Source organism: Aliibacillus thermotolerans, assembly GCF_027853235.1.
Lineage (GTDB): Bacteria > Bacillota > Bacilli > Bacillales > Marinococcaceae > Aliibacillus > Aliibacillus thermotolerans.
Genome location: NZ_WKJG01000072.1, coordinates 88,033 through 109,929 on the forward strand (window position 1 = coordinate 88,033; position 21,897 = coordinate 109,929).

The 21,897-nt window shown below is 42.2% G+C and carries 24 protein-coding genes; all 24 read right to left on the reverse strand.

The window, feature by feature from the left end:
- Positions 1-11: 11 nt before the first annotated feature.
- Complete coding sequence (gene fliL, locus GJS40_RS11475) at positions 12-443, reverse strand: flagellar basal body-associated protein FliL (RefSeq protein WP_270897996.1); 432 nt, start codon at positions 441-443, stop codon at positions 12-14.
- A 2-nt stretch (positions 444-445) separates the two neighbouring features.
- The gene (locus tag GJS40_RS11480; RefSeq protein WP_270897997.1) at positions 446-658 is read right to left on the reverse strand and encodes a flagellar FlbD family protein; all 213 of its coding nucleotides are present in this window, start codon (positions 656-658) and stop codon (positions 446-448) included.
- Positions 659-721: 63 nt separating this feature from the next.
- Positions 722-1,615 carry a flagellar basal body rod protein FlgG gene (gene flgG / locus GJS40_RS11485; protein WP_270897998.1) on the reverse strand — a complete coding sequence of 298 codons (894 nt, stop codon included), beginning with the start codon at positions 1,613-1,615 and terminating at the stop codon, positions 722-724.
- Positions 1,616-1,696: 81 nt separating this feature from the next.
- Positions 1,697-2,077, reverse strand: coding sequence for a TIGR02530 family flagellar biosynthesis protein (locus GJS40_RS11490; protein WP_270897999.1), 381 nt, complete (start codon positions 2,075-2,077; stop codon positions 1,697-1,699).
- Between the two features lie 29 nt (positions 2,078-2,106).
- Positions 2,107-2,607 (reverse strand): flagellar hook assembly protein FlgD, encoded by a 501-nt coding sequence (gene flgD, locus GJS40_RS11495; protein WP_270898000.1) that lies wholly within the window; start codon positions 2,605-2,607, stop codon positions 2,107-2,109.
- Positions 2,608-2,617: 10 nt separating this feature from the next.
- A complete protein-coding gene (locus GJS40_RS11500) occupies positions 2,618-3,958 on the reverse strand; it encodes a flagellar hook-length control protein FliK (RefSeq protein ID WP_270898001.1) in 1,341 nt (446 codons plus the stop codon).
- A gap of 25 nt (positions 3,959-3,983) precedes the next feature.
- Complete coding sequence (locus GJS40_RS11505; RefSeq protein ID WP_270898002.1) at positions 3,984-4,547, reverse strand: MotE family protein; 564 nt, start codon at positions 4,545-4,547, stop codon at positions 3,984-3,986.
- Between the two features lie 14 nt (positions 4,548-4,561).
- A complete protein-coding gene (gene fliJ / locus GJS40_RS11510; protein ID WP_270898003.1) occupies positions 4,562-5,002 on the reverse strand; it encodes a flagellar export protein FliJ in 441 nt (146 codons plus the stop codon).
- A gap of 14 nt (positions 5,003-5,016) precedes the next feature.
- Complete coding sequence (gene fliI, locus GJS40_RS11515) at positions 5,017-6,324, reverse strand: flagellar protein export ATPase FliI (RefSeq protein ID WP_270898004.1); 1,308 nt, start codon at positions 6,322-6,324, stop codon at positions 5,017-5,019.
- Positions 6,311-7,114: a flagellar assembly protein FliH gene (gene fliH, locus GJS40_RS11520; protein WP_270898005.1), complete on the reverse strand. Its 804-nt coding sequence runs from the start codon at positions 7,112-7,114 to the stop codon at positions 6,311-6,313. Before fliH ends, fliI begins: the two co-directional genes overlap by 14 nt.
- The gene (fliG, locus tag GJS40_RS11525) at positions 7,107-8,123 is read right to left on the reverse strand and encodes a flagellar motor switch protein FliG (RefSeq protein ID WP_270898006.1); all 1,017 of its coding nucleotides are present in this window, start codon (positions 8,121-8,123) and stop codon (positions 7,107-7,109) included. The genes fliH and fliG overlap by 8 nt, the downstream gene beginning before the upstream one ends.
- Positions 8,124-8,134: 11 nt before the next feature.
- The gene (gene fliF / locus GJS40_RS11530) at positions 8,135-9,721 is read right to left on the reverse strand and encodes a flagellar basal-body MS-ring/collar protein FliF (protein WP_270898007.1); all 1,587 of its coding nucleotides are present in this window, start codon (positions 9,719-9,721) and stop codon (positions 8,135-8,137) included.
- 35 nt (positions 9,722-9,756) lie between these two features.
- Positions 9,757-10,071, reverse strand: coding sequence for a flagellar hook-basal body complex protein FliE (gene fliE, locus GJS40_RS11535; protein WP_270898008.1), 315 nt, complete (start codon positions 10,069-10,071; stop codon positions 9,757-9,759).
- Between the two features lie 31 nt (positions 10,072-10,102).
- Positions 10,103-10,564, reverse strand: a complete 462-nt coding sequence (gene flgC, locus GJS40_RS11540; RefSeq protein WP_270898009.1) for a flagellar basal body rod protein FlgC — start codon at positions 10,562-10,564, stop codon at positions 10,103-10,105.
- A gap of 6 nt (positions 10,565-10,570) precedes the next feature.
- Positions 10,571-10,966, reverse strand: coding sequence for a flagellar basal body rod protein FlgB (gene flgB, locus GJS40_RS11545; RefSeq protein WP_270898010.1), 396 nt, complete (start codon positions 10,964-10,966; stop codon positions 10,571-10,573).
- A 323-nt stretch (positions 10,967-11,289) separates the two neighbouring features.
- Positions 11,290-12,072 (reverse strand): GTP-sensing pleiotropic transcriptional regulator CodY, encoded by a 783-nt coding sequence (codY, locus tag GJS40_RS11550; RefSeq protein WP_270898011.1) that lies wholly within the window; start codon positions 12,070-12,072, stop codon positions 11,290-11,292.
- 22 nt (positions 12,073-12,094) lie between these two features.
- Positions 12,095-13,477: an ATP-dependent protease ATPase subunit HslU gene (gene hslU, locus GJS40_RS11555; RefSeq protein WP_270898012.1), complete on the reverse strand. Its 1,383-nt coding sequence runs from the start codon at positions 13,475-13,477 to the stop codon at positions 12,095-12,097.
- Between the two features lie 32 nt (positions 13,478-13,509).
- Entirely contained in the window at positions 13,510-14,052 is a 543-nt protein-coding gene (gene hslV / locus GJS40_RS11560) for an ATP-dependent protease subunit HslV (RefSeq protein ID WP_270898013.1), read from the reverse strand.
- Positions 14,052-14,972, reverse strand: a complete 921-nt coding sequence (gene xerC / locus GJS40_RS11565) for a tyrosine recombinase XerC (RefSeq protein WP_270898014.1) — start codon at positions 14,970-14,972, stop codon at positions 14,052-14,054. The genes hslV and xerC overlap by 1 nt, the downstream gene beginning before the upstream one ends.
- Before the next feature lie 69 nt (positions 14,973-15,041).
- A complete protein-coding gene (trmFO, locus tag GJS40_RS11570; protein ID WP_270898015.1) occupies positions 15,042-16,340 on the reverse strand; it encodes an FADH(2)-oxidizing methylenetetrahydrofolate--tRNA-(uracil(54)-C(5))-methyltransferase TrmFO in 1,299 nt (432 codons plus the stop codon).
- 74 nt (positions 16,341-16,414) lie between these two features.
- Entirely contained in the window at positions 16,415-18,487 is a 2,073-nt protein-coding gene (gene topA, locus GJS40_RS11575) for a type I DNA topoisomerase (protein ID WP_270898016.1), read from the reverse strand.
- Positions 18,488-18,689: 202 nt separating this feature from the next.
- Positions 18,690-19,589: a DNA-processing protein DprA gene (dprA, locus tag GJS40_RS11580; protein ID WP_270898017.1), complete on the reverse strand. Its 900-nt coding sequence runs from the start codon at positions 19,587-19,589 to the stop codon at positions 18,690-18,692.
- Positions 19,590-19,655: 66 nt separating this feature from the next.
- Positions 19,656-20,567, reverse strand: a complete 912-nt coding sequence (gene sucD, locus GJS40_RS11585) for a succinate--CoA ligase subunit alpha (RefSeq protein ID WP_270898018.1) — start codon at positions 20,565-20,567, stop codon at positions 19,656-19,658.
- 19 nt (positions 20,568-20,586) lie between these two features.
- Positions 20,587-21,747, reverse strand: coding sequence for an ADP-forming succinate--CoA ligase subunit beta (gene sucC, locus GJS40_RS11590; RefSeq protein WP_270898019.1), 1,161 nt, complete (start codon positions 21,745-21,747; stop codon positions 20,587-20,589).
- Positions 21,748-21,897 lie beyond the last annotated feature (150 nt).

Genomic DNA, 21,897 nt, shown 5'->3' on the forward strand with positions numbered 1-21,897 from the left:
TTTCCGATAAACTATTGAACGACACGCTCTGTCATATAGACACGAATCACTGTTCCTGCTTCCAGAATATCATCAATTTTTCTACGAAGATTATCTTCTAACGTTTCCATCCCTTCTTGTGTTCGCAACTCTTGTTCCGATTGCCCTGCAAGTTCGTGAATAATGATATGATTCACTTGGAAATCACGTTTTTCCAGTTCTTCCCTTGCTTCTTTGGAATCGACATGAATGCGAAAGCGCGCTTGTACATAACCTCTTCCATTTAAATTCGTCGTGATTTCCTCCGTTTCCCAAGAGTTTTCAATGATCTCATCAATCGTCGGATTCGCTCCATTTGCTTCCGGCGTCGAAAAGGAACGAACGAGAAGGACGGTGACAACGCCAAGGAGGGCGATCGTCATGAGAATCATAAGCATTATATTGACGAGCTTATTTTGAAACAACGTTACGTCTCCTCCTTTCTCGTTGAAATACCCATCAACCCGATTCTACGGTAAAAGGCGAGAACGAGCTCATTCACTTCTTTCGTCGATTCACGCACAAACAGCTTCTTCCCGTTAACTAACGTAATCGTCGTATCCGGTAGTGCTTCCACTTGCTCAATGAGCGGAACGTTCACGTAAAAAACATCCCCGTTTAATTTCGTTAATGGAATCATATGTATGCAGGAAGTAAAGGAAACCCTTTACTTCCCCCTCCTTTTTTCAAACTTTCATAGAAATTATCGTTTAATATTCATTAACTCTTGTAAAATTTCATCCGCGGTCGTAATCCCCCGGGTGTTCGCTTGGAAACCACGCTGGGCGACAATCATTTCCGTAAACTCTTCCGCCAAATCCACGTTGGACATTTCAAGCGTACCAGCGACAATTCTACCAGTTCCATCTTCTCCTGGTGGAGCAATACCACCAGTATCATCATCAAAAGGAGAACCAGAGTTTGCTGTTTCAATGTATAAGTTTGAACCGACTTTTTGAAGTCCTTCTGGATTCGCAAAATAAGCAAGTTGAATCGTTGCTATTTCGTTTGCTGTGGTATCTCCTGATTCTTCTCCTGATTCTTCTCCTGATTCTTCTCCTGATTCTACAGTTACTATCACTCCATTTTCTCCTATACTAAAACTTTCTACGTCGGGGTCAATTTGAATACGGTACAGATTTTTATTATTTATAATTAAATCTGCATTATCACCATTGTCAACTTCACCCAATAGATAATATCCATCACCAGTTACAATGTAGCCATTTTCATCTAAATAAAAGTTACCCGCTCGAGTATAATATGGATTACCCTCCCTATCTGCAACAATAAAAAATCCATCCCCGTCAATCCCTAAGTCCAGTTCACGGTTTGTAGACTGTAGGCTTCCTTGGGTGTGAACGGTATCAATGGTCCCAAGTTGTACTCCAAGTCCAATTTGGCGAGGATTGGAACCTCCTCGTACTTCGTCAGGCCCGGTTGCTCCGGCGATTTGTTGACTGACCATATCTTTAAAAGTCACCCGGCCTTTTTTAAATCCGAAGGTGTTGACGTTGGCGATATTGTTCGATGTCACATCTAGTTTTTGTTGAAAGTTTCTTAAACCTGAAATACTTGAATACATGGAGCGTAGCATATGTATTCCTCCTTGCAAATTTTTTCATAGCGACAGCGTCGGTCGGTCGGCTGTCTGTCGGTCTCCGTGTCCGGTCGGACCTTATACGACAATGGTTCCGTTAATGTTCGTAAAAATGTGAGAGGTCGCTTCTTCTCGTTTCATCGCGGTAATGACTGTGTTGTTTTTCGCACTGACGACAAGCGCCGCTTCTTTCGTTAATACGACTGAGTCCGTGACCCCTTTGTCTTTTGCTTCCATCACTTTTTTTGAAATGTGTTCCCACTCCGATGCGGTTACAACGACATCCCGTTCCTGAAGACGTTTTTGCGCATGTTTGCTTAGTTTTAAAGGATTGTCTAATTGCATTTGTTGCTCGAGCACGTTTTGAAAGGATGTTTCTTTGTGCTTTGTCGTTTTGTTTGTTGTTTGTGTTGGCAGTGGGGGAAGTGAATGGAAACCTTTAATTGGAATATGTGACATCGTCTTCCACTCCTTTAGACGATCTCTCTCTATTCTTCATCGTTGTCTTCTTCTGGTGCATCCGTGCTATCTTCCTTTTCATTCACTTGGATGAGCTGTTCGCTGTTAATCCAGCGATCATCGTCTAAAAGTAAACGAATGCTGCCATCGAGATCACGCTTGACGGATATGACTGTATTCGTTACTTCCTCGATATCGACAATCCGTCCATCTTCTTCTACAAGTCGAGCCCAGACGATTTCTTTTCCAATTAATTCACTATGTTGGACAAGGGCCGTGCTTTCATGGACTCTCGCAAAAGATTCAATCGCATTTGTCATTTGCATCATTTGTTCCAAGGTCGAAAACTGCGCCATTTGTGTCACAAATTCCCGGTCTTCCATCGGGTTTAAAGGGTCTTGGTTTGCAAGTTGGGCAATTAAAATTTTTAAAAAGTCATCTTTCCCCATGATGGTGCTATCTCGTCCTGACACAATCGGTGTTTCGTTTGAAGAGGGAATCTGATACTCATTATGGATGGATTGGTCCACGTTGTTTCACCTACACTTTTTCATTAAAAGTTAACTGTGCCAGTACTTCTTCAAAGTCAGCGGAAGTACTTTCTTCGCGGTTATTTTTATTCTTTCTTTGTTTGGATGGCGTTTCATCCCGCTCTTTCTGTTCCCGTCCTTCTTGTTGGAGATAAGAAAGCGGGGATTGTTGCACGTCGATGCGCTCAATGCCAATATTTTGTTGCACGAAAGCTTGTCTCAATTGGTGAAGTTGACTCTCAACCATTTCTTTTGCCAGTTGGGTCGTTGTGATCAGTCGCGCATGCAAACGGCCATTTTCGTGTACAATTTTAATGTCTAACCGACCTAAATGTTCCGGGTGCAGTTTTATTGATAATTCAGTCGTTCCATTTTTAAACGATTGAAGAGAACTCCGCCCTAACAACTGTTGAAACTGTCGAATAAATTCTTGTGCCCGCGCGTGTTCTGTCTTTGCTTCTCCTAAGTAAAGGGTCATCTGTTCTACCTTCGACATGACGCCGGTATCCGCAATGTGGCTAGCGGTTGCAGGAGACGCCGAGGGATGATTCGTGTGAAAATGACGTGCTAGTACTTGTTTTAAATAGTCATTGGCATTTCTCTCCATGTTTCCGATTTGTTTTTCAGGAGGTTCGGAAATGGATAAAAAAGAAAGAAGTTGTTCTCCTCGGTGCACAAGCGCTTCTTGATGCGTTCGTGCATTCGTCACGCTTGACTGCTTCCCTAGTAGCGGGTCCATCAACGATTGAATTGCCGCGAAAAAAGTAGGAGAGAAGATAGTCATAGAAGACCCTTCTGCTACTTTCGACACGTTTTCCAGCGCTTGTAATAATTCCGTAGATTCTTCCATTTTCGCCTGAGATAATGCTTCGGTGATGATAAACGTTGCTGCCATCGCTCGTTCGAAGTGTTGCTTCATATCGAATAACACCCCACTGTTGACGGCCATTTCACTTCCTTCAAGCCACGTGACAACAGTATCTAACTGCTCTTCTTCCGAAAGGGACAACCATTCCAATAGAAGTTGCTGCACTTCTGTTGGAAGCTCGGAAAAAAACGGAGTGTCTGTCATATTCCACGGAGAGAGGAACACTTCTTCCGATAATAAGAATGCCAATTCCGGCAAAAAGTTTTCGACGATTCCTTTTCCTTCTTTGAGAAACTGTTGCAACGCTTCCTCAATAGAAAAGATGCTTTCCTTCGTGTCGTCTTGTAACATTGTACTTGTCATCTTATGTTGAGCACCTAGCAAAATATCGAAAAAATTCGTTGCTGTATGCCCCGGTTGATTTATCTCACCGAATGCCGTGTCACTTTTCATTGAGAGCAGTTGCCCGATCTGCATATTCATCTGTTCACCTCCTTTCAAATATGCTTCATTTTTGACTGAAAGCATTCATTACTTCCGCCGCTTTTTCCGGATCCATTTTTGCCAATATGGCACCGCGTGTGTCAACATTCATTTCACTCATATGAAACAACACTTCTTCCGTGGACATGTTTTCCATAATGGCAGCGGCTTTACCCGGTGACATACTTTCATACACCTGAGCGAGTTCTTTCAAATCGTTTTGGATTTCAGTCGGAAGCTCTTCACTGTCTTCCTCTTCTTCTAACGTTAATTCTTCCAACTCATTTTCTAAAGCGCGTATTTCTTCTTCTTTTTCTTCCAATTGCCTCTCCAGTTGGACAATTTCTCGATCTTTTCGTTCTAAGTCTTCCACCGTGACGGTGGGGGTGTCAACTTTTTCTTCCTCTTCCAATAATGATTGAACCCCTGGTATTTGGGATGCGACATGTTTTCCCGCCTCGAATACATTGATGCCAAGAATCGATAAAATAATGACACCGACAACGATGAAAAAAACAGCTGGTATGAAAAAGAGGAGGAAAAACCATTGTAATTTACTTGTCTTTTTTTCATTGTTCGTATTCGCCATACCTTCACCTAATTTCATGTACGAAAGGCATATTTTCGAAGAGAAAGCTCATCCATTTGCTTCGCTTCTTCCTTTTTCACTTCTTCCTTGTAGTTTTCGTGGGCACGCTCTTTCATTTTTTCATATTTTTTCCATTCTATTGTAGCCACTTTCATTTCTTCTTCCTTTTTTTGCATGCGTAAACGCGCGATGTTTGTTTTTTTCGTCACTGCTTGAATTTCGTTGGTAAGTTGAAAAAGGGCTTTTTCGTTTTGTTGTAATTCTTGAATCAACATTCCTTCTTTCATTTTCTTTTCATACATTTCTTCTATTTGTTCTTTTTGTCGCAACAACTCATATAAAGCCGTTGCTACTTTTTCGAACTGATTGACAGATTGTTGGTATTCTTGCTCTTTTGCCTCTTTCTCTCGTTCTTTTAATTCAAGAATTTGTTGGAACGAATATGTAAAACCCATCATCTTACTCCCCTTCATGATTGAACACTTTTAACGAGTTGCTCCATTGTTTCATCAAACGTATATGCTTCATGCATATCTTGCTGTAAAAACGCGTGAATAGAAGGAATTTTTTCCATCGCTTCATCTACTTCCGGCGAAGAACCTTTTTTATAGGCGCCGATTTGAATTAAATCTTCCGACTCCTCGTACGTCGCCAGTAATCGTCGTACCGTAGATGCGATTTCGCGATGTTCGGGTGTGACGATTTCATTCATGATGCGGCTGACACTTTTTAAAATGTGAATGGCGGGAAAATGTCCTTTATCCGCTAATTTCCGGTCGAGAACGAGATGCCCATCTAAAATTCCGCGCACCGCATCGGCAATTGGTTCATTCAAATCATCGCCATCCACCAATACCGTATAAAAAGCGGTGATGCTTCCTTCGTTGTACGTGCCGGAACGCTCTAACAAACGAGGTAAAAGCGCAAAAACACTTGGGGTGTACCCTTTCGTTGTCGGCGGTTCACCGACTGCTAAGCCGATTTCTCGTTGGGCCATCGCAAAACGAGTGACTGAGTCCATCATTAAGTTGACATGTTTTCCTTGATCGCGAAAATATTCCGCGATAGCGGTGGCCGTAAACGCTCCTTTCACTCTCATTAACGCCGGTTGGTCGGAAGTCGCTACGACCACAATCGATTTCTTCATCCCTTTTTCTCCAAGATCTCGCTCAATAAATTCTTTTACTTCTCTGCCGCGCTCCCCGATCAATGCAATGACGTTTACGTCTGCTTCGGAGTGCTTCGTAATCATGGAAAGAAGGGTACTTTTCCCGACCCCACTACCGGCAAAAATACCTACTCTTTGTCCCCGTCCTACCGTAAGTAGCCCGTCAATGGCTTTCACTCCAAGGGAAAGGGGGGTATCAATTCGCGGTCGCATGAGCGGATTTGGAGGCTCTCGTTCCGCATCCGTTACAAGGAGACCTTTTGGCAAATCCATTCCATTTAAAGGACGACCAATTCCATCTAATACTTGTCCGACGATATTTGTCCCTACTTTTATTTGAAGAGACTTTCCCGTTGCTTCCACTAAATTTCCCGGTCCGATATCTACCATAGGAGTAAAAGGCATGAGGAGTACTTTTTGATCTTTAAAACCGACAACTTCCGCCCAGACGATTTCTTTTTGGTGATTTGTATGAATGAGGCAAATATCTCCTATTGCTGTTTTTGGGCCTTGCGATTCAATGGTAAGGCCAACGACGCGAGTGACTTTTCCGTATTGCTTCAACGGATTTAACTGTGAAACAACCGGAATGAGATCAGCTGCTTTCATCCTTTTCCCCTTCCTTTAACCGCTCGTGTAATTGACGTTTTAATTCTTCCAGTTGACTATCGACAGACGCATCGATTCGTCCGTATGGTGTTTCTATGAAACAAGCATTGTCTGTTAACTCTGCATCTGGCAAAATAATTAACTCTTTTGCATAAGGAAGGATACTTTCCATTTCTTGTTGTCGATTCTTTAAGAGCGGATACTGCGTTGGAGCAACGTAAATGGCCACTTCTTTTTGTTCTTTCACTTCTTGAACTGCCTCTTTTACAAGTTGCATCCACTTGTCCTCATCTTGCAATTCATGATGGACAATTCGTTTCGCAATGGCAAGCGCCAATTCTAAAATGACGGGTTCTGCTTTTTCTAAATAAAGATGATAGTCATTTTTCGCCGTTTGTATCACTTCTTTTGCTTCATTTATTTTTTGTTCGTAAGAGAGGAATCCGTCTTGTACTCCTTTTTCAAAACCTGCTTGATAACCTGTTTCTTCTGCTTGTTGAAAGGCAACTTGTAATTTTTCTTCCGCCTCTTGCTCTTCTTTTTTGATTTTTTCGCGAGCGAGCTGTAACTCTTCCTCCGCTGCACGAAGGCGCTTTTCCATCTCTTTTTCTTTTTGTTGTAATCGCTGTTCTCTCTCTTTCAAGTACGTTTCCAATCGTTGATTCTCTTTTTCGTCCTGTCTCTTTTCCGCTCCTTTTTCTTTTTTAGGAAGAGAAATGGTTTTAATCTCAATCGGTCGCGACTCCGTAGAAAGCGTTCGTTCCCCTACGCTTTTAATGACGTTAGACAATCACATCATCTCCTCCGCCGCGCGCAATAATAATTTCACCGGTTTCTTCGAGACGACGGATAATCGCTACAATTCGAGATTGTGCTTCTTCCACGTCCCGTAAACGGACCGGCCCCATGAATTCCATTTCTTCTTTGAAAGTCTCGGCCATTCGTTTCGACATGTTGTTAAAGATGACTTCTTTCACTTCTTCACTGGCTACTTTTAATGCTAGTTGCAAGTCGTCGTTTTCCACATCACGAATGACACGTTGAATCGAGCGATTATCTAACGTCACAATATCTTCAAAGACGAACATCCGTTTTTTGATTTCGTCTGCTAATTCAGGGTCTTGGATTTCAAGAGCATCTAAAATGGTCCGTTCCGTACTGCGGTCGACACTATTTAACACTTCCACGACCGATTCAATCCCACCGGTTTCCGTATAGTCTTGGGTGACGGTAGCAGACAATTTTTGTTCAAGAATGGTTTCCACTTCGTTAATGATTTCCGGTGACGTGCTATCCATCACGGCAATGCGTTTCGCTACGTCCGCTTGCATTTCTTGTGGAAGTTCGGACAATATTTGACCCGCTTGTTCCGGTGTTAAATAAGACAAAATAAGCGCAATCGTTTGTGGGTGTTCGTTTTGAATAAAATTCAAGATTTGAGAGGAATCGGCTTTGCGCGCAAAGTCAAAGGGCTTTACTTGTAAAGTGGATGTGAGGCGCTCGATGATAGCCATCGCTTCTTCCTCACCGAGAGCCTTTTCTAATACACTTTTTGCATATCCAATTCCACCTTGTGAAATGTAATCTTGCGCAAGTGCAATTTGATGAAATTCCTCTAACACGCGCTCTTTCGTCTCACTATCCACTTGACGAACATTGGCAATTTCCAGCGTCAACTTTTCAATTTCTTCTTCGCTTAAATGTTTATACACTTGCGCTGACACATCAGGACCGAGAGAGATCAAAAGCATTGCTGCTTTTTGTCTACCAGTTAACCTGTTTTTTCCGCCCCTTGCCATTCTCGTTCCTCCTAATCTTCAGACAACCAAGTCCGTAATAACTTCGAAAATTCCTCCGGTTTCTCTCTGGCTAGACGTTCCAGTTGCTTTCTTCTTGTCTCGTGTTCCGAATCTTCTCTTTCTGGGATGTCTGGAATCTCTTCTTCGGTTGGAAGATCTTCCTCTACTAGTAATTCTTCCTCTTCTTGTCGTCTTCTTCTTAACAGTAAGAAGGCTAACACGATGACAAGCACAATGAGTACACCGGATAAAATATACATCCAGAGTGGAATATTGGTGCTAACTTCTTCTTCTACAACAACTTTCCCAGCAAATGGTTGAGAAGAAACAAATATTTTTTCACTGATTTCTTCTTCTGTGACGTCTTCTAAATATGTATCATCAATACTTGTCGCCACAATCGTGCTTAATATTTGTTCAATATCGTTTATACTACCTGGTGGTAAAGAAGTCGGATCTTCAGGGTCAGGCGGTTCCACCATGACTTGAATCCCAATATCTCTGATTTTATAAGGACTTTCAACGATTTCTCGATGGATGCGATTCACTTCATTGTTAATTCGTTCTTCCGTCCGTTCGTAATCCCCATTTCCATCCATGCCACCGGCCGGATAGTTTACGACATCTTCCTCTCCTGCCCCCGGCACACCACCTTCTTCTATTTCCTCTCCTTCAAAAGTCTCGGTGATTCGTTCTGCACTGATTTCAATTCCTTCCATATTCTCTTCATCCACTGGTTCTACGAGTGCTTCTTCGCGATTTTCTTGCGTAAAATCTAAATCTGTCGTCACCGTAACGAGAACTTTATCAGGCCCCATTAACGTCCCGAGCATTTGTTGAATTTGCGTTTGCAGTCGTCGTTCCACATCTAATTGAATTTGACGTTGTTCTTCGTATGCGCTCATCGATGAGGAAGAATTATTACTATCTTCATAATAAAAATGTTCAAATCTTTCGTTCATAATGACGATATTATCTACAGGTAAGTCCGGTACACTTTTGGAAACGAGATGGTACAACGCTCGTATTTGTTCCTCATCGATGCTCCCCCGTCCACCGGTGTTAAGAACGATCGAGGCCGTTGCTTGTTTCGCTTCTTCTGATACCCAAGTGGATTCTTCCGGTAGAGTAATCATGACATTCGCGCTTTCCACGCCATCAAGGTTTTGGATTAAATTTTCCAATTCCGTTTGCATCGCGGCTCTTTCCATGACGCTAAACTCATTATCTGTCATTCCAAAACCGACTTGGTCTTCGATGAATGTATAATCAATGGCGCCACTTTCCGGTATTCCTTCGGCAGCGAGTTCCACTTTTAACGCATCGACCTGGTCTTCAGGTACGCTAATGGCAGAACCATCATTCGATAATTGTGAAGGGATCCCGCGTTGGTCCAATGTTTCTTTTATTTGACCTGTTTCTTCCGGAGAAAGATTTGTATATAAAGGAACATAGTTCGGTCTCATCAAAAATACGAGCAATAAAAGAAGGAGGAAAAATAGGATGAAGGTGGCGAGCATGAACCATTTTTGTTTTTTTGACCGCGTTTTCCAATATTCAGTTGCTTTCTCTTTCGCTTGTAACAATTGTTCTTTCATGGTTCCTCCCGCCTACATCACCTGGAAACGTTCCATCATACTTGCATTCGCATGATTTCTTGGTAAGCTTCCATTGCTTTATTTCGTACTTCAATGGTTGTTTGTAACATGACACTTGCTTTTTCCGCCGCGACCATGACGTCATGTAAATCTTCCACTTCTCCTGTCGCGAGCTTTGTCGTCATTTCATCGGAATGATGCTGTGCTTCATTTACTTTTTGAATCGCTTCACTCAATGCTTTTTTAAACGTCTCTTGGGCTTCTGCTGGTGTCTTTATCGTCGAGCTGGATTCTGCCTGCTTCACTTGTGGCGACATCGGTGTTACTACGTTTGATATAAAAGGATTCATCGGTTTCCTCCCCTTTTAGAACGGAACGATTTTATTGATTCCGTCCGATTTCCAATGCTTTTAACATCATGTTTTTTGTTGCATTGATCGTTGTGACATTCGCTTCATAGGAACGCGTCGCACTGATCATATTCACCATTTCTTTTAATGGATCCACGTTTGGCAAAGCGACAAAGCCATCTTCGTTCGCTTCCGGATGATCCGGTCGATACACTTGTTTAAATGGTGTTGTGTCTTCCACGATCCGGTCAACCTTTACTCCTTCCCCCGGGTTTCTTTCCCCGTTTCCTTGCGCTTTTTTTAAGTAAGTAGAAAAAGAAGGTTGTTTTGGCGACATCGATACCATTTTCCTACGATAAGGTTCCCACTCCCCATTGACGAACCGACCTCTCGTTGAATCTGCATTGGCGATGTTCGCAGCAGTAACATCCATGCGCAACCTCTGAGCTGTTAAACCAGAGGCAGAAATATTGATCCCATGAAAAATCCCCATCGTTCTCTATCCTCCCCGAACGGCAGATTTTAAACTTTGAAACTTACTGCTTAAACGATCCGTTAATGCGTTGTAATAAATTTGGTTTTTTGCTAGATTCGACATTTCCTTATCCATGTCGACATTGTTTCCGTTATGATGGTACATCGTGGAGCGATCTTCGCTTATATAAGGTCCTTTTTTCATTGGACCAAACGCTATATGTTTCGGATGTGTCCGGTATGCTTCTAGTCGTTGTTTTTCCGTTACTTCTTCCAACACATGCTGAAATTGAGCCCGCTTTGCTTTATAATTTGGAGTGTCACTATTCGCGACATTTTGTGCAATCGCTTTTTGCTCCAAGAGTGCGCCTTTCAATCCATTTTCCAGGGCATAAAAAGAACTAGAATCAAAAAGTCCCATGTTTCTCCCCTCCCGTGACTATTTATCTATGAATTTTTTCGATACATCATTCGTACAATACCTCATTCTACCGCAAAAGTTTTCCTTTTTCTACAACATGCTACCTAAATTTTATATAAATTTTCCTCATTTGTCTAACATTGTTCACAAATTCATATAAAAGTACCATCTCCATTTCTACTAAATCATAAGACTTAAGTTTGCACTTTCCTTTCTAAGCGCAATTTCTTATCTTCAGTCACGGCGAACAAAGGCATGAAAAAAGAACCAATTACGATTTCCATCACAATTGGTTCTCCTCGTAGTTTGTAATGATATGTCGATTAACCACTCATTTTTAACTTGTCTAATTCAATGAGAAATTTATCGTTTAATACTTTAATGTACGTTCCTTTCATTCCTAAAGAACGCGATTCAATCACACCGGCACTTTCTAATTTTCTGAGTGCGTTTACGATGACGGAACGGGTAATGCCGACGCGGTCAGCAATTTTGCTTGCGACAAGCAATCCTTCTTTGGCGTCTAGCTCTTCAAAAATATGTTCTACCGCTTCTAGTTCACTATAAGAAAGAGAGCTAATCGCCATTTGTACTACCGCTTTACTCCGTGCTTCTTCTTCAATTTCTTGCGTTTTCTCATGAAGTATTTCCATTCCTACGACTGTCGCACCGTACTCCGCTAACACTAAATCATCATCTTCATACGGATCATTTAAGCGGGAGAATACAAGCGTTCCAAGACGTTGACCTCCGCCCACAATCGGAACGACTGTCGTTAAGCCATTTTTAAATAGATCTTTGTCCTCTTCCGGGTATGCAGTATACTTACTATCGACAGGCAAATTCGGGGATGTTTCGTGAATTTCAAACAGACTTTCGGTATACTCTTCTGGAAATTGCCGTTCTTCCAGCATTTTTTCCATGCGCTCATTTTCAATCTCTTGAACAATGGCGTAACCTAATAGTTTTCCACGACGACTAATGACAAACACATTGGACGCCAACACGTCACGTAGTGTTTCAGCCATATCTGTGAAATTAACACTTTCCCCGCCTGCCTTTTGCAACATGTCATTAATTTTCCGACTTCTCGTTAACAAATCCATCTTTCAGTCTCCTCCTGTTTTGTTATAAAATATATCGGCTTAAATCTCGGTTTTTCGCAATATTGGAGAGTTTTTCTTCGACATACTCTGGTGTAATCGTAATCGTCTCCATTGTAATGTCTGGAGCTTCGAAGCTTAAATCTTCCAGGAGACGTTCTAACAATGTATGAAGTCGACGTGCACCAATATTTTCTGTATGCTGATTGACATCTTGAGCAATATCAGCAATCTTATTTACAGCTTCGTCAGAAAATTCCACATTTATACCTTCTGTCTTTAACAAAGCTTGATATTGCTTTATTAAAGCGAGATCTGGTTCGGTTAAAATTTTAACAAAGTCTTCTTTTGTTAAGTTATCAAGCTCTACCCGAATCGGAAATCGGCCTTGCAGTTCGGGAATAAGATCGGACGGCTTTGACATGTGGAATGCTCCTGCTGCAATGAACAAAATATGATCGGTTTTCACCGGTCCATACTTTGTTGTCACTGTAGAACCTTCTACAATTGGCAATATGTCACGTTGTACTCCTTCCCGGGATACATCTGCCCCTTTCTCTCTACCTGCAATTTTATCCATTTCATCTATGAAAATAATACCCGACTGCTCGGCTTTTGAAACTGCCGTTTGACTCACTTCATCCATATCGATTAATTTTTGTGCTTCTTGTTCCGTTAAAATCACCCGGGCTTCTCGCACTGGCAACCGACGATTTTTCTTTTTCTTCGGAAGCATTTGTCCAAGCACATCTTGCATATTAATCCCCATTTGTTCAAGTCCTGATCCTTGAAACATATCCATCATTCCGTGAGATTCTTCCACTTCAATCGTGACGAGATGATCTTCCAATTCCCCGAGGGCTAATTGATGAGCAATTTGCTTTCGTTTTTGGGCAATCTCAGGCTCTTCCGGCTCCTCATTAGACTGAACGGTCTGTTGTTGGAAAAGGGCTTCAAACGGATTGCTGAAGGTTTCGCGCTTTTTCTTTTCCGGTACGAGCAGCTTGACGAGGCGACGATTGGCACGTTCTTCTGCTTCTTTTTTCACCGATTCCATTCTCTCTTCTTTCACAAGTCGGACGGCTGTGTCAACTAAATCCCGTACCATTGATTCCACATCACGGCCCACATAACCTACTTCTGTAAATTTTGTCGCTTCTACTTTAATAAATGGTGCGCCGGTAAATTTCGCCAACCTTCTTGCAATTTCCGTTTTCCCAACACCGGTCGGACCAATCATCAAAATATTTTTTGGAGTAATTTCTTCTCGTAAGCGCTCATCCAATAAGCTTCTGCGGTAGCGATTTCGCAAAGCAACTGCGACCGAACGTTTCGCTTCTTTTTGACCGATAATGTACTGATCCAACTTTTCCACAATTTGTTTTGGAGTAAGTGGGTGCTGATTCATACACCGGCTCCTTTCTCCTTATAGTCTTTTCTTTATAACTGTTCGACAATGATATGGTCGTTTGTATACACACAAATATCGCCAGCTGTTTTTAACGAAGCTCGCGCGATTTCCTTTGCACTTAAATGAGAAGCATGTTCTTTTAGGGCTCTGCCTGCCGCTAAAGCATAATTACCACCGGAGCCAATAGCTAAAATGCCATCATCCGGTTCAATCACTTCACCAGTTCCAGCTACAAGAAGCAATTTCTCTTTATCCATCACCACCAGCATTGCTTCCAAACGGCGCAACATTTTATCCGTTCGCCATTCTTTCGCAAGTTCTACTGCAGCCCGTTCCAAGTTTCCATTCCACTGTTCCAGCTTTCCTTCAAACATGTCAAACAGTGTGAACGCATCTGCCACAGAACCGGCAAAACCGGCAAGGACATTGCCATGATAAATTTTACGCACTTTGGTGGCTGTGTGTTTCATCACAACAGCTTCTCCAAAAGTGACTTGTCCGTCACCAGCCATGGCAGCCTCACCTTGATGCTGAATAGCAAAAATCGTAGTCGCATGAAAACGGGACTCCATTACGAATCTCCTTTCTTTTTCGAGCGTGGATGACTTCCATTGTACACTTCCCGTAACCGCTCTTTTGTTACGTGGGTATACATTTGTGTTGTGGACAAATGCTCATGACCTAACAGTTCTTGCACCGAGCGCAAATCCGCTCCCCGGTTTAATAAATGTGTTGCGAAGGTGTGACGGATGTCATGGGGAGATACGTGCAACGTTTCACTGAGTTCTTTTGCACGTCTGTTCACAATATAATAGACACCACGTTCTGTTAAAGGTTTCCCTTGATGATTTAAAAATAATTGTTTCGGAGCTGGTGAAAGGGTGCATACCTTTTTACGAGCGTGCCCCATATAATAAGCAACCGCTTCTAACGCTTTCTTAGATATCGGAGCGTAACGTTCTTTTCTCCCCTTCCCTTTAATAAGGACGGTTTTTAAATCAAAGTGAATGTCATCCACTTCCACACGGCACACTTCACTCACCCTCATCCCTGTTGCATATAACAGTTCGAAAAGGGCAAGATCGCGCTGGTCCCGTGCTTTTTCTTTTTGAAATGCGGAAAAAATCGCCTCCATCTCTTCTTCATATAAAAAACGAGGTAACACCTGTTGGTTTTTAGGAAGCCTCGTGCCGGAGAATGGATTCATCGAAACGATTTCTTCTCGTTTTAAAAAGCGAAAAAAACTTCTCATCGCTGAAATTTTGCGCGTCATCGTACGACGTTCGTACCCTTGGTCATATAAAAAACTTACATAGCTTCGGGCAACGTGAAGATCCACTGTTTGAATATGATGGAGATTTTCGCTTTCTAAAAAGTGAGTAAAATGGTTTATGTCATTTTCATATGACTTGATGGTGAATGGGGAAGCATTTTTTTCGACCATGAGATAGCGAAGAAATTGTTCTTTTGCGTCTGTAACATTGGTTGTCAATGCAATTCACCCCAACCTTAAAAGCTATTAAATTCTACCATACGCGACAATTTTCTGCAAGAAAGTTACTTATTTTTTCATAAAATTCTGAATGGACGTCAATGCGCGGTGAGCCAACCGTTCATTGCGCTCTTGTTTCTTTTTGACCCGTTCCTCTAAACGAGGCAACAAGCCAAAATTAGCATTCATCGGTTGGAAATTGTCAGGATTGGCAGTGGTAATGTATTGGGCAAGGGCACCAATCATCGTTTCAGGCGGAAATATATCTAGCGCTTCCCCTTTCTGTAATTTCGCAGCGTTTCGTCCTGCTACTAATCCTGCTGCAGCGGATTCGACATATCCTTCCACTCCTGTAATTTGACCGGCAAAAAACAAATCTTTTCGCTTTTTTGTTTGGTATGTCGGTTCTAATATGCGTGGGGAGTTGATAAATGTGTTCCGGTGAATGACGCCGTAGCGAACAATTTCTGCTTTTTCAAGTCCCGGGATCATGCGAATCACTTCTTTTTGCGGACCCCATTTCATATGCGTTTGAAAACCAACAATATTATACAATGTCCCTTCTTTGTTGTCTTGGCGCAGTTGCACCACTGCATAAGGACGTTCACCTGTTTCCGGATGTTCCAGCCCCACCGGTTTCATCGGTCCAAAAGTGAGCGTCTGTTTTCCACGTCGGGCCATTACCTCAATTGGCATGCATCCTTCAAAAAAGATATCTTTCTCAAAAGATCGCAACTCCACTGTTTCGGCACGAATCAATGCTTCATAAAAGCGATGAAATTCCTCTTCATTCATCGGACAATTAATATAAGCAGCATCTCCTTTATCATAGCGAGATTTCACATATGCTTTTTCCATATCAATGGAATCCGCTTCAATAATCGGTGCTGCTGCGTCATAAAAATAAAGATGTTTTTCCCCACTGAATGCCCGAATGTTTTCCGATAAACGTTCTGACGTGAGGGGGCCAGTTGCAATAACGGTCGGTCCATCAGCGGGAATCTCCGTTACTTCTTCATTCACAACAGTGATTAAGGGATGGTTTTTTACTTGTTCCGTCACCCGGGCCGAAAAATCGTGACGATCAACGGCTAATGCCCCGCCGGCAGGGACACTGGCAGCATCTGCCGCGTGTATAATGACAGAATCTAAACGTCTCATTTCTTCCTTTAATACCCCGACTGCATTTTGTAAACTATTTCCGCGCAATGAGTTGCTACAGACGAGTTCGGCAAATTGGTCGGTATGGTGGGCCGGTGTTTGTTTTGCAGGACGCATTTCAACTAAGCGGACGGAAACCCCTTCTTTTGCAATTTGCCAAGCCGCTTCACTACCTGCTAAACCAGCACCGATGACGGTTACTGTCATGGAATCACCTTCCTTTTTTTTCAATTTTAGCCAAAGGAAACCCCCTAACAGATGTAGGGGATTGGTTTGAAAAATTAGTTCGGGTTCTCTTTATAATCGCACTCGGTACATGCTACATGAACGCCTTTTTTCGTTTTCTTTTCAACGAGCATCGCTTCACATTTTGGACAAGTTCGAGTAATCGGTTTGTCCCAAGAGACAAATTCGCATTCGGGATAGCGGTCACATCCATAAAATGTCCTTCTTTTTTTACTTTTTCGCTCGACAATATTTCCTTCTTTACAGCGTGGGCATTTCACACCAATTTCTTTTACGATCGGTTTCGTATTGCGACATTCAGGAAAGTTCGAACAAGCAATAAACTTGCCGTATCTTCCCATTTTGTACACAAGAGGGTGACCGCATTTTTCACAATCTTCACCCGTAGGCTCATCTTTAATTTCGACTTGTTCCATTTCATTTTCAGCAACTTGAAGTCTTTTTTCAAATTCTTTGTAAAAATCATCGATAATACTGATCCAATTTTGACGACCTTCTTCAATGTAGTCAAGGTCATTTTCCATTTTCGCTGTAAATTCTACATCCAAAATTTCCGGGAAAAATTCCACCATTAATTCGGTGACGATCTCACCTAACTCCGTCGGAACGAAACGACGATCTTCTAAAGCGACATAGTTTCTCCGTTGAATCGTATCTAACGTTGGCGCGTAAGTGGACGGCCTTCCTATCCCTTTTTCTTCCATCGTTTTCACTAAGCGCGCTTCCGTATAGCGAGGCGGTGGTTGCGTGAAATGTTGATTTTCTTTCATTTCTTTGTTTTGAACTGTTTCTCCTTCATGTAAGTCCGGTAAAAAGCGATCTTCTTCTTTCTTTCCGTTATCTTTTCCTTCAATGTATACTTTCATGAATCCTGGAAATTTAATTTTAGACCCGTTGGCGCGAAAAAGAACGCCGTTATTTTCCAAATCTACTGACATCGTATCCATTACCGCCGGTGCCATTTCACTAGCTACCATTCTTTCCCATATTAATTTATATAAACGGTACTGATCCCGCGATAAGTACGGTTTAATGTCTTTGGGTTCTTTGGCTATCGAGGTTGGTCTTACCGCTTCGTGAGCATCTTGCGTATTTTCCCCTTGCTTACGGTTCCTTTGCCCTTTTCGCACGTATTCTTTGCCAAATGTTTCTTCAATGTAAGCTTTTGCTTCTTCTTTTGCGGTGTTGGAAATCCGCGTGGAGTCTGTTCTCATATACGTAATAAGTCCAATCGTCCCTTCTTTTCCGATATCAACACCTTCATACAATTGCTGAGCGATCATCATCGTCTTTTTTGCCCGAAAGTTGAGCTTCCGCGCTGCCTCTTGTTGTAAAGAAGAAGTCGTAAAAGGTAAGACCGGGTTTCGCTTTCTTTCTTTTCGTTCTACTTTTGTAATGCGATAATTTTTTCCGTCTAATTTAGCAAGAATCCGATCTACGTCTTCTTTCGATTGTAGCTTTGTTTTTTTACCGTCTACTCCGTAAAATTTCGCTTCAAAGACTTCCCCTTCTCGGTCAAACATTCCTTCTATACTCCAATACTCTTCCGGCACAAACGCTTGAATTTCTTTTTCACGATCAATGATCATTTTAACAGCAACCGATTGAACCCGACCAGCACTCAATCCTTTTTTCACTTTTTTCCAAAGAAGTGGACTAATGTTATATCCAACAAGTCGATCTAAAATACGCCTCGCTTGTTGGGCATACACTAAATCCATATCAATTTCGCGTGGTGCTTGAAAGGCTTCTTTGATGGCCTTTTTCGTAATTTCATTAAACACGACGCGACATTTTGAATTCGTGTCGATCCCGAGACTGTGGGCAAGATGCCAAGCGATCGCTTCCCCCTCTCGGTCCGGGTCGGCAGCGAGATAAATTTTTTTTACTTTTTTTGCAGCGGATTTTAATTCTTTCAGTACTGGTCCTTTCCCTCGAATCGTAATATACTTCGGTTCATAATTATTTTTCACGTCTACTCCCGTTTGACTTTTCGGTAAATCACGGACATGTCCCATGGAAGCTTTCACAATATATTTCTTCCCAAGATATTTTCCGATCGTCTTTGCCTTTGCGGGAGATTCCACGATTACTAAGTAATCTGCCATCTCTTTTGTTTCCTCCCCCTTTAAAATGTCGTACCAAATGGTTTATATTATCAAACAGTCTTAGGTGTTTTGTCAAATTGTATACCTTTCTTGTTGTCATCATGATGACATGTGAAAACACAACCGCCTGTTATTGTACCTTATTTTGGTCGAACAAAGAAGTATTTTATGAATAACCGCCTCATTGTTGGTGGTTTTTCATTTATTTTATACCGTTCTTGTCAAAAATAGACCAACGTTCATGATATAAATGTTCTGATTTCCATACGGGAAAAGCCCCTTCGGAGAGAAGTTGATGCGTTCCTTTTGAAAGAGGGGAAAAGATAGAACCCGGTAAAACACCGACTTCTTTCCCTTGTTCTAATGCTTGATAGGCGGTGATTAATGATCCACTTCGCTCCTGTGCTTCCGTTAAGAAAACAACATCGGAGAGACCGCTAATAATCCGGTTTCGCATAGGGAATTGCCATTTTCTTGGAGGGGTAGATGGAGGATATTCAGATAGAAGGAGTTGTTCCTTTGCCATATGTTCGCTTAACGCTTGATTTTCACGCGGATACATATGTGCAAACCCTGAGCCGAGCACGCCAATCGTTGTTCCGTTCCATTGAATCGCTGTTTGATGGGCGAATGTATCGGTTCCTTTTGCAACACCGCTAATTATCGTGACTTGTTTTTGAATCAGAGGAGGGAGTAGGGTACGTATCGCTTTTTTTCCGTATTCAGTCGGGGTGCGGGAGCCGACCACTGCTAATGTGTAAGGAGAAGAAAGGAAAGAGAGATTCCCACTGACATATAACACCCAGGGAGGATCATAGATGTGTTGCAATCGGTCGGGATAGATGGGATCAAAACGGGTAACAATGTGAAGATTCGGTGTCTGTTCATATCGTTTTTCGAGCTCATAAGGGGAAGTTTCATGCAAGTAATGGTAAAGTTTGGTCACTTCGGGAGGAGTCAATCGCAACAGGGTAAGAAGTTTTTGTTTCGATAAGTGATAAGGGAGTAAGAAAGATGGATCGTGTTGATAAATTTCGTTCAACCGTTTCCAATTCATAAAAGGGGCTTCCGATAAATGAAGAAGGGCCGTGTTTCTATCCATGTATTCACTCCTTCCAATGATTGGAAATAAGGGGCTGTTTAGAAAACAGTCCCTTATTGTGATTGATTATTCTGGTTGATGGGTCAAGCATTTTTCATAAAGACCTTTTTCTTTCAATACGGAAATTAATGTATCACCCATATCAGATGGGGTTGGTGCTACTTTTACACCACAACGCTCGAGGGTCTTAATTTTTTCATCCGCGGTTCCTTTTCCACCGGAAATGATGGCACCTGCGTGACCCATCCGTTTTCCCGGAGGAGCGGTACGTCCACCAATGAATCCAACCACTGGTTTTTTCATATTTTCTTTGATCCATTCGGCAGCTTCTTCTTCTGCTGTTCCACCGATTTCACCGATCATAATGACTGCTTCCGTATCATCGTCTTCATTGAATGCTTTTAGTACGTCAATGAAGTTCGTTCCATTCACTGGGTCTCCACCAATACCGACTGCCGTGGATTGTCCGATACCTTGAGTGGAGAGCTGATGAACCGCTTCATATGTTAACGTACCGGAACGAGAAACGACACCGACGTGGCCTTTTTTATGAATGTAGCCAGGCATAATGCCAATTTTACAAGCTTCCGGCGTAATCACACCTGGACAGTTTGGTCCAATCAAACGTGTCTTTTTCCCTTCCATGTAACGTTTTACTTTGACCATATCTAATACCGGAATACCTTCCGTAATACAAATTGCAATATCTAGTTCTGCATCTACCGCTTCCATAATTGCATCGGCTGCAAATGCAGGAGGCACGTAAATCACTGTGGCATTGGCTCCTGTTTCATCCACTGCTTCTTTCACTGTATTAAAAACAGGTACACCTTCTACTTCTGTTCCACCTTTACCAGGAGTAACACCGCCTACTATTTTTGTTCCGTATTCGATCGCTTGTTGTGTATGAAACAGACCAGTAGAACCTGTAATTCCTTGTACAATCACCTTCGTATTTTCATCAATGAAGATGCTCATTTGAGTATGTCCCGCCTTTCTATTTCACTAAAGATACAATTTTTTGTGCACCATCTGCCATGGAATCTGCTGCTGTGATATTGAGTCCTGATTTTTCAAGGATTTCTTTTCCGCGATCCACGTTCGTTCCTTCGAGACGTACTACGAGCGGAATTTCAAGACCTACTTGTTTCGTCGCTTCTACGACACCTTCAGCAATCACGTCACATTTCATAATTCCACCGAAAATATTCACAAAAATTCCTTTCACTTTGTCATCGGATAAAATAATTTTAAATGCTTCCGTTACTTTTTCAGTCGTCGCGCCGCCTCCCACATCAAGGAAGTTCGCAGGATCTCCATTGTAATGTTTAATGATGTCCATCGTTGCCATCGCAAGACCGGCACCGTTTACCATACATCCGATGTTTCCATCAAGAGCAATGTAGCTTAAGTCGTACTTGGATGCTTCGATTTCTTTCGGATCTTCTTCATCAAGGTCACGATATTCTAATACATCTTTTTGACGATAAAGGGCGTTATCATCAAAGTTTAATTTCGCATCCAGCGCCATTACTTTTCCGTCACCTGTTGTGACAAGCGGGTTAATTTCAGCAATGGAACAATCTTTTTCCACGAACACGTTATAAAGTCCCATCATAAACTTCGCCGCTTGTCCTACTAACTCAGGTGGAATGTTAATGTTGAATGCAAGTCTCCGAGCTTGAAACCCTTGCAGACCAACAGCTGGATCAATATATTCACGGAAGATTTTTTCCGGTGTTTTTTCCGCTACTTCTTCAATTTCCGTTCCACCTTCTTCCGACCCCATCATCACAACACGGGAAGTGGCACGGTCTAACACAAGACCAATATAATATTCTTTTTGAATGTCACAGCCTTCTTCAATGAGTAGGCGTTTCACTTCTTTTCCTGCTGGACCTGTTTGGTGAGTGACGAGTGTTTTGCCAAGAATCTCATCAGCGTATGTACGAACTTCATCTAGATTTTTGGCCACTTTTACTCCGCCAGCTTTTCCGCGACCTCCTGCGTGGATTTGTGCTTTCACTACAGTAACATCTGAACCAAGTTCTTTTGCTGCTTCCACAGCTTCATCGACAGAAAAAGCTACCTTCCCATTTGGTACGGAAACTCCGTATTTTCTGAGAAGTTCTTTTCCTTGATACTCATGAATATTCATTCTCTTCTCCATCCTCCTAACGATTCGATACGAATACCCATTCTACAAGTTTCACTTGCGGGCAAGGACTACGTGTTATTATTGGCTAATGTTACGGCCACTCTTCACACACTCTCTATCGTATATAAAATAAATAAAAAGTTCAACGAT